This is a genomic window from Microbacterium murale, assembly GCF_014635185.1.
Taxonomy (GTDB): domain Bacteria; phylum Actinomycetota; class Actinomycetes; order Actinomycetales; family Microbacteriaceae; genus Microbacterium; species Microbacterium murale.
Genome location: NZ_BMCM01000001.1, coordinates 1,057,560 through 1,074,513, shown reverse-complemented (window position 1 = coordinate 1,074,513; position 16,954 = coordinate 1,057,560). Strand labels below are relative to the sequence as shown.

Genomic DNA, 16,954 nt, shown 5'->3' with positions numbered 1-16,954 from the left:
GCGCAATTGTCAACCCTTCAGATTTTCCCTTGAATTTACGGGGATTCCTCAGAACGAGCGTTGCAAGGCCCTCTGCGTAAAATTGGCCTTTGACAGCCGGTGACGATAACACTAATGTTGCCTCACATCGCCCCGACACCGATGCCGGGGCCAGACACAACGTCAAGGAGTCACAGGTGACTACCCCCGAAGTCGCGAGCACCGCAGCAAGCCTGCGTGACGCGATCCGCAGCAGCGATCTGCGCCTGTCGAAGTTCAATCCGCTCGCGCGCATCCTGACCTTCGACGACTTCAACGAAGGCGCCCACGGATGGGTCGAGCTCGGCGGCAACTACAACGGCCGCGGCGATCTCGACTCGATGGATGAGCACTTCCGCGACTTCCGCCCGCCGCAACTCTCGAACCAGAACTTCTTCGACGTCGGCACGCACGGCGGAATGACCGGTACATACTCGCTCAAGCTCGCGACCCGCAACATCCCCGGTCATGCGGCCACCGCCATCCGTCGTCTGACGATGGCAGGACGCGGGCTGCTGCAGATCGAGGCGCACCTCGCCTGGAAGGTCGAGGCGAACCTCGGGGGTGGCGAAGAGGCGAACAGCTACGGCGACATCACGTGGGATGCGAACTCGCATCCGTCCGAGGCGCAGTTCGGATCGTTCACCGTGGCGACGGATCTCAGCCACGAGGGCGTTCGCTATCACAACGTCATGCGCTTCCAGAACGCCGACGAAGAGGGTCACATCATCCAGAAGTGGATGTACCCGACCGTCGCCGAGCCCACACCGCATGAGCGTTTCGAGGGCAAGCACGACTACGGCCGGTACAGCGACTTCACGGCTCCGAATCCCGAGGACTGGCGCTACCTGAGCGATGAGCGTCAGGAGGCCTGCTTCAACGAGGTGCCCACCAAGGTGAACTGGCATTACGTGCGCTTCCTCATCGACACGAGTACGCGGTCGAACGTCGAACTCCAGTTCAACAACACGGTCTACGACCTTCGCGATGTTCCGGTGCCGCCGTATGCCGAGAAGTATGAGTCGCTCGAGACTCTGCTCAACTTCTACTTCTCGGTGCGCACACTTGGGCCGCACCGCAACTTCCTCTTCCTCGACTCCGCCGTCATCTCGGCAGATTGGTGATCCGATCATGAGCATGCGACAGTCGCAGAGCGCCGTCATCGAGCGCGGCGTCGACCTCGACGGGGTGCACGACACCGAGCCGTTCGAGGTGGCGTGGGCAGGCGAGGCTCGCTGGTGGATCCACTTCTTGAAGCCGGCCGAGGGTACAACGGTCGAGTTCCGTGTGCAGATCTCACCGGATGGTCTGAACTGGATCGATCATGAGGGCATCGCCCCCGTGGAATCGAACGCCTCGGGATTCGTCTCGATTTCGGCGACGAACTTCGGGTTCTGGCTAAGGTTGCGCAGCACGCATCTTTCAGGAGAGACGGAGCCCATGCTCCGCATCTATCTTGAATTGAAGGAGTGATCGGAGTCCACACATGCCCAGATCGACGGGTGCACCTCGGCGACGAACCCTGCAGGACGTCGCCGAGGCAGTCGGCCTCACGGTCAACACCGTCTCGCGCGCGCTCAGAGATCTGCCGGGGGTCAGCGATGCCACGCGCGCGCAGATCAAGGCTGAGGCCGAGCGCATCGGCTACGTGCCGAATGCGCACGCCCGCTCCCTTGTTCTCGGCTCCCGCAGGACGATCGGCGTGATCATCACGGATCTCGCCAACCCCTTCTTCAACGACCTGGTCGCCGAGATCGAAGAGCAGGCGATACAGAAGGGGTACACGTTGCTGCTGCTGCTCTCGGATGAGGATCCCGACCGAGAGCAGTTCGCGGTCGACACCGCCCTGCGATCAGGGGTCGACGGCATCATCGCGGTTCCGGTGCAGGGACGGTCGAATCCGTGGACAGCAGTGACGAAAGCGGGCGTCCCCCTGGTCATCGTCGCGCGCGAGCTGCCCGATCTCGAGGCGGATTTCTACTCCACCGACAACGAGGCCGGTCGGCGCATGACGACGACCGCTCTGCTCGAACGCGGCGCGCGCGACATCATCCTCGTCGAGGAAGACCTGCAGATCTCGACCGTGGCTCACCGACTCGGCGGCTTCCGCGACGCCCTCGAAGCCCACGGCATCCCGTTCGACTCACGCAGGACGGCGCTCGTCCCCTCACGTCGGACGGCTCGCGGCGCATCCCTCTGGCGCGGAGAGGATGCCCACCGGGTCGGGGTGGACCTGCTTGAAAGCGGTCGCATCCCGGACGCCTTCCTGGTGGGCAACGACTACTTCGCGCTCGGAATCTATGCGGCGCTGCGCGATCGCGGCATCCGCGTACCGGACGACGTCATGGTCATCGGCTGGGGCGACTATCCCTTCTCCAGATATATGGATCCGCCGCTGTCGACCGTCCGTCTGCCGGTGGCCGAGGTGGCCCGCCGCGCCACTCAGCGACTGCTCGCGATCCTGGACGGCACCGCGACGGAAGGTGTCGTCGCCGAATACATCGAGCCGGACGTGATGCTCCGAGCCTCCACCGGTCACGGTTCGCGCTGACGCGCCGGACACGACCCTCGACGGATCTCGCGATGGCGTTGGCCGCTGACGGAGAGCCACCTCACGCTAACGGCTGAGTGCCCGACTACATCTCCCGCATATCCAGCACGAACCGGAACCGCACGTCATTGCGTTCGAGCCGTTCGAGCGCGATGTTCACGTCGCGGGCGGGGAGCACCTCGACGTCGGCGGTGATGCCGTGTTCGCCGGCGAAATCGAGCATCGCCTGCGTCCCCTTCGTGCCGCCGCTGCCGGCTGACGCGAGGCTCTTGCGGCCGATGAGCAGCGCCATCGGATCGAACTGCATCGACCCGAGTGCCCCGAGCGAGACCAGGGTTCCGTCGAGAGCCAGCGCCCGGATGTATGGCGTGAGATCGTGCGGCGCGGACGCCGTGTCGACGATGAGATCGAGCTGGTTGTGCTGATCGGTCATCGCTTGCGGGTCGGTCGAGATCACGATCTCGTCGACGCCCAGCTCGCTCGCGTTCGCCGCTTTCTGCGCGGATGTCGTGAACAGCACGACCTTCGCCCCGAGCGCATGCGCGAACTTCACGGCGAGGTGGCCCAGTCCGCCGAGGCCGACGACTCCCACCGTCGCGCCCGGCCCGGCGTTCCAGTGGACGAGCGGCTCCCACACCGTGATGCCCGCGCACATGAGCGGCGCGACTCCGGCCGGATCGAGGCTCTCGGGCAGCGGGTAGACGAACTTCTCGTCGGCGACGTAGGTGCTGGCATAGGCCCCCTGGGTGACGGTTCCGTCGACACGGTCGTTGCCGCCGTAGGTCAGGGTCGGGAACGCGACGCAGTAGTTCTCCTGACCCGCGAGGCACATGGCGCACGCGCCGCAGGAGTCGACGATGTTGCCGACGGCGACAGCATCCCCGATCCGGAATCGCGTGACGTCCGTGCCGATCGCGTTGACGGTGCCGACGAACTCGTGGCCGGGGACGAGCGGTTTGTTTCCGGTGCGGTGGATCTCGTGGAGGTCGGAGTGGCACACCCCGCAGAAGGTGACGTCGATCGAGACGTCGTGCGGTCGCAGGTCTCGCCTCTGGATCGTCTGGAGCGTAAGTGGCGCATCGGACGACGTCGCGACGAATGCAGGGGTTCGGTTCATGGGTGCTTTCTCTCTCGCCGCAAGGCTAAGTAACCAACTAGTTTGTTTTGACCGTCGTAGACGCTACGCCCTGCTCGCCCCGAATGCAACCAACCGGTTCGTTACTCTGGAGGGATGAAACGAGGAGACAGCACGCGCGAGCGCATCCTCAATGCGGCGAGCGCCGAGTTCGCAGAGCACGGGATCGCCGGGGCGCGCGTCGACCGCATCGCCGCGGCGGCGCAGGCCAACAAGGCGCAGCTGTACACCTACTTCGGCAACAAGAGCGCCCTGTTCGAGGCCGTCTTCTCGGTCGCGCTCGACAGCATCGTGAACGCGGTCCCCATCGACGGCGACGACCTGCCCGGCTATGCCGTGCGCCTGTACGACGAGTACCTCGAGACCCCCGAGCTCGTGCGGCTCGCGACTTGGGCTCGCCTGGAACGCCGCTCCACCGGCCATCTGACGATCGACGCGGACAGCCTCGACGAAGCCAAGCTCCGCGCCATCGAGGCGAGTCAGAAGTCGGGCCACATCGACCCCTGGTTCACGCCCTTCGATGTGCTCACGACCGTCATCGCGATGTCGATGACCTGGTCGCCGGCGAGCGCCACCTTCACTGCCACACGCGACGACGACATCGAGGATCATGAGCGTCGCCGCGAGGTGCTTCGACGCATCGTCGCGCGGGCTTTCGCACCTGCGAGCTGAGTCCACGAACGTCGGATGCCGGCGGACACCGCCGCATTGCCACCATGCCGCACGGTCGTTCACGACATGCACCCGCAACGTCCGAGCTCGGTGCGAGAATGCCGTCATGAAGCTCTCCGAGCTCGCAGACACCGCAGAGACGGTCGCGGCCACATCGTCGCGACTGGCGAAGACCGGCGCGCTCGCCCAACTGCTCGAACGCGCCGAGCCCGACGACGTCCCCGTGCTCATCGGGCTGCTGCTCGCCGCTCCGCGTCAGGGGCGTTTGGGCGTCGGATGGCGCGGCCTCACTGCGCTCGACATCTCCCACGCCGACGAACCCACCCTCACCATCGCCGACGTCGATCATGCCCTCGATGCGCTTGCCGCGGCATCCGGGTCCGGCTCGGCCGCCGTCCGCACCGGCCTGCTCACCGATCTCGCGTCCGGCGCCACCGCCCGCGAGTGGGACTTCCTCGCCCGCGCGATGCTCGGCGAACTGCGCACCGGTGCGCTCGGCGGCGTGCTGCTCGACGCGATCGCCCGCGCCTCTGACCGCCCGGTCGCCAGCGTGCGCCGCGCAGCAATGCTCTCCGGCGACCTCGGCGAGACCGCCCTCGTCGCTCTCACCGGTACCGCCGAGCAGCTCGACGATGTCGGCCTGCAGGTCGGACGACCCGTGTCACCCATGCTCGCCGGCACCGCCGCGACCGCGTCGGCCGCGCTCGAGCTGACCGGCGAAGCATCCGTCGAGTACAAGCTCGACGGCGCCCGCATCCAGGTACACCGGCACGGTGACGACGTCGGCATCTACACCCGCAGCCTCGCCGACATCACGCACCGCGTGCCCGAGATCGTCGACATCGTGCGCAGCCTGCCCGCCCGCGACCTCATCCTCGACGGGGAGACGCTCGCACTCGACGAAGACGGCGGACCTCGCCCCTTCCAGCAGACCATGTCGCGCTTCGGCGCCGATGTCGCCCGCGACGTATTGCTGCGGCCATGGTTCTTCGACCTGCTGCACGTCGACGGCCGCGACCTCATCGACGAGCCCCTCGCCCTCCGCCTCGAAGAACTCGAGCGGATCGCGGGTGAATGGCGGATGCCGGGAATCGTCACCTCCGATGCGGACGCTGCCGAGCAGCTCTCCCGCGAAGCGCTCGCCGCAGGACACGAGGGCGTGCTCGTCAAGGCGATCGGATCGACGTACACGGCCGGGCGGCGCGGCAAGTCGTGGGTGAAGGTGAAGCCCGTGCTCACCTACGATCTCGTCGTACTCGCCGCCGAGTGGGGATCGGGACGCAGGCGCGGCAAGCTCTCGAACCTGCACCTCGGCGCCCACGACCCAGAAGGCGAGTTCGGCGAGCCGGGCGGCTTCGTGATGGTCGGCAAGACCTTCAAAGGGCTCACCGATCAGCTGCTGCAGTGGCAGACCGACACGTTCCCGTCATACGAGACGCGCCGGACGGCGAACGCGGTGTTCCTGCGCCCCGAACTCGTCGTCGAGATCGCGATCGACGGCGTGCAGACCTCGCCCCGCTATCCCGGCGGCATCGCCCTGCGCTTCGCCCGCGTCAAGGGGTATCGCCCCGACAAGACCGCGGCGGAGGCCGACAGCATCCAGACCCTGCGTGCGCTGCTGCGCGGGTGAGTAGACCCTGCATGCCCGCTCCCGCCTGACCCCGACCTATGCGCGATGGAAGAAGAGTTTCCTGGGTTGGCAGGCGCGAGAACCCCTGAAAGTCTCCTTCCGTGCGAGCCCCGCGCCGCCGTTAGGCTCACGATGTGAGCACGGAGTCTGACTACGAGATCGAGTTCCGCTGGAAGGAGCAGGTCTTCTACTGGGAGGGGTCCCGCGGCCTGTACTTCGATGGCGGCTGGGGCGTGCGGCCCTTCGTGACGTACTTCCCAAGCGCCGCCAGGTGGCCGGAAGTCGTTCCCGCGTGGGCGATCGGGAAGCGCGACCTCGTGCGGCAACGCCTCATCGACTACGGTCCGAGCCATCGCGTCGAGGAGACGGACGTCTACAGTTACCCGGTCGGCGTGACCCGATGACGACCGCGCAGACGGCGACGTTGGACGCATCCGGCTCGGCACGACGCCAGGGAAGAACAGTTTCTGGGGTTCGCACGCGCGAGAACCCCGGAAAGTCTTCTTCCAAGCGAGCCTCATGCGGGCCGCGCTGAGATCCGACCCCGACCCCGGCCGATCGCCTTACGTCCCTCGCGCTACTCCTGCTTGCTGAACGCTCCGCGCAGCACCAGGTACACGATCACGGCGACCACGGCGACGAGCGCCAGCTTGGCGATGAACCACAGCACCGAGAACAGGGCGCTGACGACGAACCACGCGACGATGACCGCGACGACGACACCGACGATGGTCCACACGCTGTTCTTGTTCATGCCTTCAGCCTAACCGCGCAGCATCCGCCCCTCACTGGGCATCCGCCCCGCCGAATCGCTCCGCCGACGCCACCTGCTGCGCCACGCGTCGCAGCGCCAGCAGCAGTGGCTCGACGAGCACCGACCCGAGCACGACGTATCTGACCGCAGCCTCCACCGACTCGGCCGGGACTCCGGCGATCTCGACATCCGCCACATCGCGCATGCTCTTCAGATACACCGGCAGCGCGCCGTTCGCCAGATCGAACCCGGCGTTCTCGAGTCCTTGCAGCGCCCGTGCCACGTCGTGCAGCACGGCCTCGTCGCACATGCCGGGCTTCCAGCCGAGTCCGGCGACGGCTTCCTGCGCCGCGGTCAGGTCGAGCGATTCGTCGACCGGCGGCGTGATCGCGGCATGCGCCGTCCCGAGCAGGCGATGCGCATCCGCCGGCGGATCGTCCAGCGCCTCCAGCACCCTCCGCGTCTCGGCGATGCTGACACCGGCCGCGATCAGCGCGCGAATGACGCGCAGACGCTGCACGTGCGTCTCGCCGTAAGCCGCCTGAGTCGGCGCGCTGCGCTCCCCCTCGGGCAGCAGCCCCTCGCGCAGGTAGTACTTGATCGTCGGCACGGGAACACCCGTCTGCGCCGACAGTTCAGAAATTCTCATGGTCACCTCTTGACATCGATAGTATCGCTATCCATTATGGATAGTAAAGCTATCTAGTCAGGAGGAAACCATGTCCGAAGTCGTCAACGGCCGCATGACCCATCGCCACGAGGGCGAACTCGTCGTGTTCCACATCGGAATGCAGATCAACCGCTGGTGGCGACCGGATCTCTGGGTACCGGCATTCATGGCGATGCCCCGGATGCTGCGCGAGCTGTCCATGGACAAAGAATCCGGATTCCTCGGATACCAGTTGCTGTTCGGAAGCGGCGGCCCGTACGTCGTGCAGTACTGGTCGTCGACGGAGAAGCTCTACGCCTACGCATCCGCTCCGTCACAGGAGCATCGCCCGGCCTGGACCGCGTTCAACAAGGCGGCCCGCAAGGCGCCTGGCGCTGTCGGGATCTGGCACGAGACGTTCCTCGTCGATCGCGCCGAGAGCATCTACGTCGCGACCAAGCCGATGGGGCTCGCTGCCGCGACCGAACACGTTGCGGTGGGGAAGCGCCACGACCGTGCGCAGGCGAGGTTCGTGGACGGGCGCACCGCGGCGAGCGCGTGAGCGGTGGGCGGGCAGGGCTAGCGCCGCTCGCCCACCAGCGGCCAGCGGCCGGTGTGCTCGCGGAAGCGGATGGCCTCGAACAGCGGCTCGACGGGGAAGATCCGCGGGTTGATGCTGAGCTTCACTCCGGATGCCGAGCGCACCCGGAAATTCGGCTGACCGTTCATCTCGCGCATCCGGTAGTCGACGATGTCGACGTACTTGATCACATGCTCACGCCCGAGGATCGTGCGGAACTGCACCTCGTCGGACCGCGCATCGATGTACCAGTTGTTGTACATGACCAGGAAGAACACCCCGCCGGCGGCGATCGCCAGCGAGGCGATGCGCATCGGCAGCAGATCGGCCGTGTAGCGGGAGGTGAATGCACTCAGAGCCAGAAGGAATCCGATCGCGAGCAGCAGCCATCCGGCGAGCGGGACGAAGATCGGCATCCGCATGCGCGACGGCGCACGCTTGGAACGGTTCGGACGCTTCATCGCCCACCACACACCGGCGGCGACGACGAGTATCGCCAGCGCGATCAGGGCGTACTTCAGGGCGAATGCGGACACCCCACGACCTTACGTGCTCGGCGGTGCGAGGCGGTCCCGGTGCCGGGACACGGGAGGTCTGTCGTCGGGGCAGCCACCGAGGTGTCCTCGCTGGCGTCCCTGCTCGACACCAGAGCTGGGTTACTTCCGCTGCACACTCGCCTGGATTATCGGGATGGGAAAGTGAGATGCGCGGATCGGGTCGAGGAGATCGTCGGTGATCCCTGCCGTGAAGTCGTCGACGCCAAAGGCCTTGAAGAGCGCTTCGCGACCGAACTTGGAGCTGTCGGCGACGAAGAACGCCTCTTTTGCGACCGAGCGCATGAGTCGCTTGAGTTCCATCTCATAGCTGCTGCTGTTGAAGAGGCCCTCGTCGTTGACCGTGTCCGCGCCGAAGATCGCGACGTCCACTCGCAGGTTCGACAGCTGGTGGACGGATGTCGGTCCCCACATCGTGAACGCGTTGGGCAGCAGCTCTCCACCGATGAAGACCAGGTGCATCGTGCCCTTACGCGCGATCTCGAGCCCGATGCGCAGATCGTTGGTGACCACGGTGAGCCGCTGGTGATCCAGGTGGCGCGCGACCTCCAGATTCGTCGTACCGCCGTCGAGGATGATCGTCTGGCCGTGGAGTACACGCTCTGCCATCGCCCGTCCGATCGCAGCCTTCTCCGGGAGGTGCAACTCCTCCTTGAATTGATGCGGCGTCTCAGACTGCTGAACCGGTATCGCGCCGCCGTGGGTGCGACGGATGAGATCCATCCTCTCGAGCCGCTCCAGGTCTCGACGCACGGTGGACGGTGTCACGTCGAAGCGCTGCGCCAATTCGCGTACTGATTGGAACCCGTGATCCTGCAGGGCATCGACGATCTCTGCTTGTCGTGACACTCGTCACCACCTCTCTTCCTAACCGAGAGTAAACCCCGACCGGTGGATGCGAAAGCTCTTCTGCGCGAAAACGCGCAGAAGCTGGCGCTTTCCGTCTAGCCACGACCTTCACGAGAGACGGCTCGCGTCATTCGCAGAGGGTGCGCGCATTATGCGCGTCTAGCGATTGAACGTGCGTGGTTTCACGCAGAGTCGTGCGCATAAACGCTTGACATCGTGAGCCGCCCGCAATACGGTCCTACTGAGCGTGGCACGGCTCGCCCGACACCTGCATTCGCTCGCCCCGTTGGCCCTCGTTCACAAAGGAGTAACGAATGATTCGCAATCGCTCCATCGCCGCAGCGGCCGTAGCCGCGTTCGCGGCCCTCGCCCTCGCTGGGTGCACCACCGTCGGAGGCGGTGCCGATACCGACGGTGACGGCGGCTCCACGAGCGCCGAGGACATGACGATGATCACGGTCGTCAAAGCGCAGACCATCCCGTGGTTCCAACGTATGGCCGTCGGCGTCGACGAATGGGCCGAAGAGACAGGCGTCGACGCCCGCCAGGAAGGGGCAGATGACGTCAGCCCGGAGAAGCAGGTGGCCATCGTTCAGGACCTCATCGCCCAGCAGCCGACCGCGATCACGGTGGTCCCGAACTCCCCCGAGGCTCTCGCCAACGTGCTCGGACAGGCGCGCGATCAAGGCATCATCGTCGTCTCGCATGAGGCAACGGGCATGGAGAACGTCGATATCGACATCGAAGCATTCGACAACGCCTCCTACGGCTCCGAGATCATGGACAACCTCGGCGAATGCATGGGCGGCGAAGGCGAGTACGTGCAGTTCGTCGGAGGGCTGACCGCCAAGACGCACATGGAGTGGGTCGAGGCCGCCTACGAGAACCAGCAGGAGAATTTCCCGGACATGACCCGCGTCGAAACGCCGATCGAGTCGACCGACAACCAGGAGACGGCTTACGAACGGGCCAAGGAAGTGCTCGCCAAGTACCCGAACATCAAGGGCTTCCAGGGCTCAGCCGGAAATGACGTTCCGGGCATCGCCCGTGCGGTGCAGGAGGCAGGCCTCGAAGACGACATCTGCGTCATGGGAACCTCGATCCCTTCGGTGGCGAACCAGTACCTGGCCGACGGTTCCATCGACAAGATCTTCTTCTGGGACCCGGCACTGGCAGGCAAGGCCCAGTTGGCGATCGCGCTGATCCTCGCTGACGGCGGCACGATCGAGGCTGGTACCGACCTTGGCATCGAGGGCTATGAGGACCTTCAGCCGCTGGAGGGCTTCGACAACGTGTTCGTCGGCAACGCCTCGGTCGCGGCGGATGCCGAGACTGCCGCGGAGTACGACTTCTAGCCCGAGAAGACCAGACTCCCGGGGTGGGCGCCGCATGGCGCCGACCCCGAGGTCGTCGTCAGAAAGACATCGATGAGCAGCTCTCAAGAACTCGACGCACGGCCCGTCCTCTCCGTGCGTGACATCTCGAAGAGATTCGGCGGAGTGCTTGCGCTCGACGGCGTCTCCATCGATCTCCTCCCGGGTGAGGTGCACTGCATCGCCGGAGAGAACGGGTGCGGCAAGTCGACCCTGATCAAAGTGATCGCCGGTGCGGAGCGCCCCGACCGCGGAGAGATCATCGTCGACGGCGTCTCGCACGCGAAGATGAACACGACGTCGGCGATCACAACGGGCATCCAGGTGATCTACCAGGACTTCTCCCTCTTCCCCAATCTTTCGGTCGGGGAGAACATCGTGCTCACCTCGGCTGTCGCAGCACGGCAGAAGATATACCGTGCCAGGGCATCCCGGCCCCGCGCCAGGGCGATCATCGACGAACTCGGGCTGGACCTCGATCTGGACGACGAGCTGGGGGAGCTCTCCGTCGCGGACCGCCAGCTCACCGCCATCTGCCGCGCTCTGGTCAATGAAGCGCGCATCATCATCATGGACGAGCCCACGACCGCCCTCACCCACACAGAGGTCGCCAGGCTGTTCGCCGTCGTAGAAAAACTGAGTGCGCGAGGGGTGTCACTCGTGTTCGTCTCCCACAAACTCGACGAGGTGCTGACGATCTCGGACCGCCTTACCATCATGCGTTCGGGACGTGTCATCGCGACCGGAGCGACGTCGGACTTCACGAGGTCTTCGATCGCGGAGACGATGACGGGCCGCGAACTCGATGAGTCTCGCGCTGTCAGTGAACTCCCCGGAGAGGGCCGTACGCGTCTCCAGGTCGATGGGCTCACGCTCACCGGCGCGTTCCAGGACATCTCATTCACTGTCCGATCAGGCGAGATCCTCGGCATCACGGGGCTCCTCGGGTCCGGCCGCACGGAGATCGCCGAGGCGATCTTCGGCGTACGGCCAGCGGAGGAGGGCACGATCCACGTCGACGGCGTGCAGGTGCTCATTCGAACCATCGCGGATGCGATCACCGCCGGCATCGGCTATGTCCCTGAAGACCGCCTGACGCAGGGGCTCTTCCTTGAGAAGCCCATCGCCGACAACATCGTCGCCAGCTCCCTCGACTCTTGTCGCACTCCATGGCGCACTCTTGACCGGCGGCGTATCACCGCCACGATCGACCGACTGTTCTCCGGGCTGCGGATCAACGCTCCCACCTCGGCTGCACCTGTGCGTTCGTTGTCCGGCGGCAACGCACAGCGGGTCGTGCTGGCGAAATGGCTCGCGACGCATCCGAAGATCCTGATCCTCAACGGTCCGACGGTCGGCGTCGACGTCGGATCGAAGTCTCAGATCCTGGACCTGCTGCGCGCTGAAGCCGCAGAGGGTATGGCGGTGATCGTCATCTCGGATGACGCGACGGAACTCGTCTCGTGCTGCCATCGCGTCCTCGTGGTCGGCAAGGGGCACCTCTCGCACGAACTGACCGACGGTGACATCACTGTCGAGACGATCCAGGAGAGGATGGCGGCCTGATGCAGATCCTCCTCCGGCTCCGCGGTGCGAACAACGAGGGGATCCTCGCGCTCGTCCTGCTCGTCATCGTCATCATGATGTCGATACTGAGCCCGGCGTTCTTCTCCGCGAACACCGCCTTCTCCATCCTTCGCAGTGCGACGGTGCCGATGATCTTCGCGCTTGCTGTGCTCATCGTCATAATCACGGGCGGGATCGACGTGTCCTTCGCCGCAGTGGCGATCTTCTCCTCCTACACTGCGGTCAGCTTCTTCCTCGGCTCGGGGACGGATCCCGGAGTGTTGGCGATCTTCGCCACCGCCGTCGGAATCGGTGCCGTGCTCGGGCTGATCAACGGAGTCGTGATCGCGAGATTCCGTCTGCCCACCCTCATCGTCACACTGGGCACGCAGGGACTGTTCATCGGCGCGATGTTCACGTACGTCGGTTCCCGTTATTACGCCGATCTGCCCCCGTCGATGGCCGCGCTGGCAGGAGTGAATGTCATCGACTTCGCGACCGATCGGGGTCGCGCGTATCTGCACGTCATGGTGCTGCTCGCGCTCGTATTGACGCTGATCGTCTGGTGGATGCTGCGCTATTCGATGTTCGGCCGGTCGCTCTATGCGATAGGTGGCGACTATGAGGCCGCGCGGAGAGCGGGGTTCCGCGTCGTACCCACGCAGATCACCGTGTACGTGATCGTCGGCGTTCTAGGCGCTCTCGCCGGGGTCGCGCACATGATCATGAGTCGCAGCGCCAACCCGCAGGATCTGGTGGGCGATGAACTCGACATCATCGCAGCCGTCGTTCTCGGCGGGGCCTCCATCTTCGGTGGCCGAGGTTCCGTGATCGGCGCCGCACTCGGGGTCCTTCTCGTCCAGGTCATCAACAACAGCCTGCTCCTCGCCGGTGTGCCGAGCGCGTGGCTGCGCGCCGCCGTCGGGATCCTGCTCATTCTCGGAGTCGGCATCCAGGCCGTGACCGCGCGCCGTCGGGCGAAACGCGTGCACACGGTGGACGACCCGAATCTCGCGTCCACGAACGGGGGTGCAGCATGAGCACCTCGACGCCAGAACAGAACCCGGTGCGGAGCATGAACGATCGCGTCGGATCGTGGACGCGAGATGTCATCGATCGGGCGAGTGCGAACCGGGGCACCGGCAGGATGATCGGGGCGCTCGTCATCGCCTTCGCAATCTTCGCGTTCCTCAATCCGCGGGTCTTCCTCAACCCGATCAATCTTCAGAACATCATGGTCGCAGCTCCCGAGATCGGCGTCATCGCGATCGCCATGATGCTCGCGATGCTCACCGGCGGCATCGATCTCTCGCTCGTCGCGATCGCCAACCTCTCCGCCATCACCATCTCGACGTTGTTCACCGCGGTGGCCGCACAGGACCCACAGCTCGCAGAAGCGCTCGGCGTCCCGCTCGTCCTGGTCGGCGTGCTGGTCGGCGTACTGTGCGGACTGCTCAACGCCGTACTCATCACAGTCGTGGGGATCACTCCGATCCTTGCAACGCTCGGCACGATGCAGATCCTCAACGGGATCGCGATCGTCTGGACCGGAGGATCGACGCTGTACGGCGCTCCCTCGGCATTCACCGATTTCGGTCGTGTCGCGCTCGGTCCCGTCCCGGCCCTGTTCCTCGTCTTCGTACTCATCGCCGTACTGATCGCCGTCATCGTGAACAGAACGCCGCTGGGACGCAAGATCCAGCTGGAGGGTGCCAACCCCGTAGCCGCCAAGTACTCCGGCATCCGCAGTCGACGTGTGCTGATGAGCACTTACATCCTCGGGGGCGCTCTCGCCGGACTCGCGGGGGTGCTCTTCCTCTCACGCAACCCGACGGCATCCGCGGACTATGGCGCGTCCTACGTGCTCCTCGTCATCGTCATCGCCGTGCTGGGAGGGACGAATCCCACCGGCGGCTTCGCGTCGGTCGCCGGCGTCGTGCTCGCCACCCTCACCCTGCAGATCGTCTCGAGCGGATTCACGGCACTTCGCCTCTCTTCGTATGAATACGCGATCGCTCAGGGCATCATCCTCATCGTCGTGATGATCGTCGATCAGTTCTCCTGGCGACGGCGTCGACGAGGAGCACGCGTTCCCGACCCCGCAGCCGAACACGCCCCGGCCCCGTGACCTACGCACAGAGAAAGGTGCAATCGTGAAGAAGATCATCAACGACCCACAGGACTTCGTCCAGGAGTTCGTCGAAGGCATCCTGCTGGCTCACCCCACACTGGTGAAGACGCCGGGCGACGACCCCCGGGTGCTCGTGCGCGCCGATGCCCCGGTGGAAGGAAAGGTCGGCATCGTCACCGGCGGCGGGTCAGGTCATCTCCCCCTGTTCAAGGGGTACGTCGGTCACGGGCTGTGCGACGGCGTCGCAATCGGGAATGTCTTCTCCTCGCCGTCGTCGGCGCAGATTCTGGAGGCGACGAAAGCGGTCAGCGGGGGCGCTGGGGTGCTCTACCTGTACGGCAACTACGGCGGTGACGTCTTCAATTTCGATCTTTCGACAGACATGGCCGAGCTGGAGGGCATCCCGACCAAAACGGTGCTCGGCCGTGACGACGTCGCGAGCCAGCCGAAGGAGCGCGCCGCAGATCGTCGCGGCGTGGCCGGGATCTTCTTCGCCTACAAGGCCGCGGGGGCAGCGGCTGAGCGCGGCGATTCATTGGAGCAGGTCGCCACGATCGCGGAGGACATCATCGAGCACACGGCGACGATGGGGGTGGGGCTCGCGCCGACCATCCTCCCCACAACAGGCAAGCCCAGTTTCGAACTCGCCGAGAACGAGATGGAGATCGGCATCGGCATCCACGGCGAGCCCGGCATCCGGCGAGGGGAGTTGGAGTCCGCGAATGAGATCGCCGAGCACCTCACCGAGCGGCTCGTGAAGGACCTCGGAGTGACGAACGGCGACCGTGTAGCCGTTCTCGTCAACGGTCTCGGCGCCACGCCGCTGGAAGAGCTGTATGTCCTGTATCGCCGTGTGCACGGCATCCTGAGCGATGCTGGTGTTTCGATAGCGAAGAACTACGTCGGCGAGTACGCGACAAGCCTAGAGATGGCCGGCGCTTCCATCTCTCTTCTCGTCCTCAACGACGATCGACTCGCGCTCCTAGATGCACCCGCGCGCTCGCCCTTCTTCATGGAGACCCCGAACAACGCATGAACGGCAACGAACTCAACCAGGCTGTCCGCGGAACCCTCGAAACGTTCATCGGCTATGCCGACGAGCTCGGTGAACTCGATCAGGCGCTGGGTGACGGCGATCTGGGGATCACCGTGTCGCTGGGCGCCAAGGCGGTCGACGACGCGCTGGAACAACTGCCCGAGAGCGCGACACCGACCGAGGTGGTGCTCGCATGTGCGAAGGCGTTCGCCAACGCGAATCCGTCGACGATGGCGGCGCTCGTCGCGGGAGCTCTGCTGGCCGGGTCGCGCACGTGGGGAGACGCGACGTCAATCGAGCAGGAGGACGTGAATCGCTTCGCTCTTGCCGCGGCCGAGTCGATCAGTCAGCGAGGAAAGTCTCAGGTGGGGGAGAAGACGATCCTCGACGCGATGTTCCCGGCTGCGGAAGCGCTCCAGGAAACCGAGGACGGCCGCCTGGATGCCGCGATCGAGGCGGCCCAGCGCGGCGTCGATACGTCGAAGGCGCTGCAGTCCCGGCGAGGCAGGGCGTCGTGGCTGCAGGAGCGCAGCATCGGGCTTCAAGATCCCGGTGCTACGGCGTTCCTACGCTTCCTGCAGTCCTGGAAGATCGCCAATTCCGCCGAACCCCGGCCTGAAGACTGAACCACGTCGCAGGTCACACTGCTCGGCGAGGATTGTCGCTCTCGCTGGCCTCGTCCGGAGTGGCGTATATCGCGCGTCTGTGTAGGGACGATCGTGCTCGGTCTTTTCGGCGACCGTGTCGGGCGGAAGAAGATCATGCCGCAGGCATCGGTCACGCCGTGCAGCCCTTCAGCGAAGCGCGGCGGTCGCACCGCCGATTCCCGCAGTCCGACTACGCCGCGATGCCTCGCAGCAGCAGATCGACCGTGACACGAACGCGCTCCGCGGTCAGCGGCCGCCCCTGCAGCGCGGCGTACGACGCCGTGGCGACGAATTGATCCGCGATGGCTTCTGCGTCAGCATCCGCTCGCACGTCTCCGGCATCCTTCGCCACCGCGATCCGCGCGACCACCCACTCGACGATGGGGCTCGCGAAGCGCTCGTTGAGAGCCGCGCCGAGATCGGGATCGGTCGCCGTCACGGCGATCAGCGCACGCGCGAGCGCGACCGACTCCGGTTCTCCCAGCCCCACCGACGCCGCCGAGAACCAAGCCCGAAGGTCTGCCTCGAGGTCGTCGGTCACAGGCAGCCGGATGTCCCCACCGGGGATCGAGCCCTCGAGCAGCGCTTCGCCGAGGATCGCGGCCTTCGACGGCCACCACCGGTAGATCGTCTGCTTCGAGACTTCGGCCTCCGCGGCGAGACCCTCGATCGTGACGGCGGCGTAGCCCTCGGCCGAGATGGCACGACGCATCGCCGCCAGCACCGCCTGGCGTGCTTTCTCACTGCGAGGTCTCGGCACCGTTTCAGAGTATCGAGGAGTACGATTACAGGTAAGTAGACGCACCGTT

19 protein-coding genes are annotated in these 16,954 nt (G+C 65.4%); 13 read left to right on the top strand and 6 right to left on the bottom strand.

Annotated features, from left to right (window positions below; genetic code table 11):
- Positions 1–176 precede the first annotated feature (176 nt).
- From IEV67_RS05235 to IEV67_RS05225, 3 genes are read left to right on the top strand one after another with little or no spacing between them, the layout of a single operon-like run.
- A complete protein-coding gene (locus IEV67_RS05235) occupies positions 177–1,142 on the top strand; it encodes a DUF6772 family protein (RefSeq protein ID WP_229702750.1) in 966 nt (321 codons plus the stop codon).
- A gap of 7 nt (positions 1,143–1,149) precedes the next feature.
- Positions 1,150–1,491 carry a hypothetical protein gene (locus IEV67_RS05230; RefSeq protein WP_188435470.1) on the top strand — a complete coding sequence of 114 codons (342 nt, stop codon included), beginning with the start codon at positions 1,150–1,152 and terminating at the stop codon, positions 1,489–1,491.
- 13 nt (positions 1,492–1,504) lie between these two features.
- Entirely contained in the window at positions 1,505–2,569 is a 1,065-nt protein-coding gene (locus IEV67_RS05225) for a LacI family DNA-binding transcriptional regulator (RefSeq protein ID WP_188435469.1), read from the top strand.
- 85 nt (positions 2,570–2,654) lie between these two features.
- Here IEV67_RS05225 and IEV67_RS05220 read toward each other — a convergent pair whose 3' ends face one another.
- Positions 2,655–3,686, bottom strand: coding sequence for an NAD(P)-dependent alcohol dehydrogenase (locus tag IEV67_RS05220; protein WP_188435468.1), 1,032 nt, complete (start codon positions 3,684–3,686; stop codon positions 2,655–2,657).
- 114 nt (positions 3,687–3,800) lie between these two features.
- Between IEV67_RS05220 and IEV67_RS05215 the strand changes: the two genes are divergently transcribed.
- The 3 genes from IEV67_RS05215 (at position 3,801) to IEV67_RS05205 (ending at position 6,410) form a co-directional block, all read left to right on the top strand.
- On the top strand, positions 3,801–4,376 hold the full coding sequence (locus IEV67_RS05215) for a TetR/AcrR family transcriptional regulator (protein ID WP_188435467.1): 576 nt from the start codon (positions 3,801–3,803) through the stop codon (positions 4,374–4,376).
- Positions 4,377–4,482: 106 nt separating this feature from the next.
- On the top strand, positions 4,483–6,006 hold the full coding sequence (locus IEV67_RS05210; RefSeq protein WP_188435466.1) for an ATP-dependent DNA ligase: 1,524 nt from the start codon (positions 4,483–4,485) through the stop codon (positions 6,004–6,006).
- A gap of 134 nt (positions 6,007–6,140) precedes the next feature.
- Positions 6,141–6,410, top strand: coding sequence for a hypothetical protein (locus IEV67_RS05205; RefSeq protein ID WP_188435465.1), 270 nt, complete (start codon positions 6,141–6,143; stop codon positions 6,408–6,410).
- Positions 6,411–6,583: 173 nt separating this feature from the next.
- On the opposite strand, the gene IEV67_RS05200 is transcribed toward IEV67_RS05205, so the two are convergent.
- Both IEV67_RS05200 and IEV67_RS05195 read right to left on the bottom strand, forming a co-directional pair.
- On the bottom strand, positions 6,584–6,760 hold the full coding sequence (locus IEV67_RS05200; protein ID WP_188435464.1) for a hypothetical protein: 177 nt from the start codon (positions 6,758–6,760) through the stop codon (positions 6,584–6,586).
- Positions 6,761–6,791: 31 nt separating this feature from the next.
- On the bottom strand, positions 6,792–7,409 hold the full coding sequence (locus IEV67_RS05195; protein ID WP_188435463.1) for a MerR family transcriptional regulator: 618 nt from the start codon (positions 7,407–7,409) through the stop codon (positions 6,792–6,794).
- A 70-nt stretch (positions 7,410–7,479) separates the two neighbouring features.
- On the opposite strand from IEV67_RS05195, the gene IEV67_RS05190 reads away from it, so the two are divergent.
- Positions 7,480–7,971, top strand: a complete 492-nt coding sequence (locus IEV67_RS05190; RefSeq protein ID WP_188435462.1) for a DUF4188 domain-containing protein — start codon at positions 7,480–7,482, stop codon at positions 7,969–7,971.
- Positions 7,972–7,988: 17 nt separating this feature from the next.
- Here IEV67_RS05190 and IEV67_RS05185 read toward each other — a convergent pair whose 3' ends face one another.
- Positions 7,989–8,525 carry a hypothetical protein gene (locus tag IEV67_RS05185; RefSeq protein WP_229702748.1) on the bottom strand — a complete coding sequence of 179 codons (537 nt, stop codon included), beginning with the start codon at positions 8,523–8,525 and terminating at the stop codon, positions 7,989–7,991.
- Between the two features lie 120 nt (positions 8,526–8,645).
- A complete protein-coding gene (locus IEV67_RS05180; RefSeq protein ID WP_188435461.1) occupies positions 8,646–9,392 on the bottom strand; it encodes a DeoR/GlpR family DNA-binding transcription regulator in 747 nt (248 codons plus the stop codon).
- 314 nt (positions 9,393–9,706) lie between these two features.
- On the opposite strand from IEV67_RS05180, the gene IEV67_RS05175 reads away from it, so the two are divergent.
- From IEV67_RS05175 to IEV67_RS05150, 6 genes are all read left to right on the top strand, one after another.
- Positions 9,707–10,747 (top strand): autoinducer 2 ABC transporter substrate-binding protein, encoded by a 1,041-nt coding sequence (locus IEV67_RS05175; RefSeq protein WP_188435460.1) that lies wholly within the window; start codon positions 9,707–9,709, stop codon positions 10,745–10,747.
- Positions 10,748–10,819: 72 nt separating this feature from the next.
- Positions 10,820–12,331, top strand: a complete 1,512-nt coding sequence (locus tag IEV67_RS05170) for a sugar ABC transporter ATP-binding protein (RefSeq protein WP_188435459.1) — start codon at positions 10,820–10,822, stop codon at positions 12,329–12,331.
- Positions 12,331–13,371: an ABC transporter permease gene (locus IEV67_RS05165; RefSeq protein ID WP_229702746.1), complete on the top strand. Its 1,041-nt coding sequence runs from the start codon at positions 12,331–12,333 to the stop codon at positions 13,369–13,371. Before IEV67_RS05170 ends, IEV67_RS05165 begins: the two co-directional genes overlap by 1 nt.
- Positions 13,368–14,459 (top strand): ABC transporter permease, encoded by a 1,092-nt coding sequence (locus IEV67_RS05160; RefSeq protein ID WP_229702744.1) that lies wholly within the window; start codon positions 13,368–13,370, stop codon positions 14,457–14,459. The genes IEV67_RS05165 and IEV67_RS05160 overlap by 4 nt, the downstream gene beginning before the upstream one ends.
- Before the next feature lie 25 nt (positions 14,460–14,484).
- Positions 14,485–15,498, top strand: a complete 1,014-nt coding sequence (locus IEV67_RS05155) for a dihydroxyacetone kinase subunit DhaK (RefSeq protein WP_188435458.1) — start codon at positions 14,485–14,487, stop codon at positions 15,496–15,498.
- Complete coding sequence (locus tag IEV67_RS05150; RefSeq protein WP_188435457.1) at positions 15,495–16,124, top strand: DAK2 domain-containing protein; 630 nt, start codon at positions 15,495–15,497, stop codon at positions 16,122–16,124. Before IEV67_RS05155 ends, IEV67_RS05150 begins: the two co-directional genes overlap by 4 nt.
- Before the next feature lie 211 nt (positions 16,125–16,335).
- Here IEV67_RS05150 and IEV67_RS05145 read toward each other — a convergent pair whose 3' ends face one another.
- Positions 16,336–16,905, bottom strand: a complete 570-nt coding sequence (locus IEV67_RS05145; RefSeq protein WP_229702742.1) for a TetR/AcrR family transcriptional regulator — start codon at positions 16,903–16,905, stop codon at positions 16,336–16,338.
- Positions 16,906–16,954: the final 49 nt, after the last annotated feature.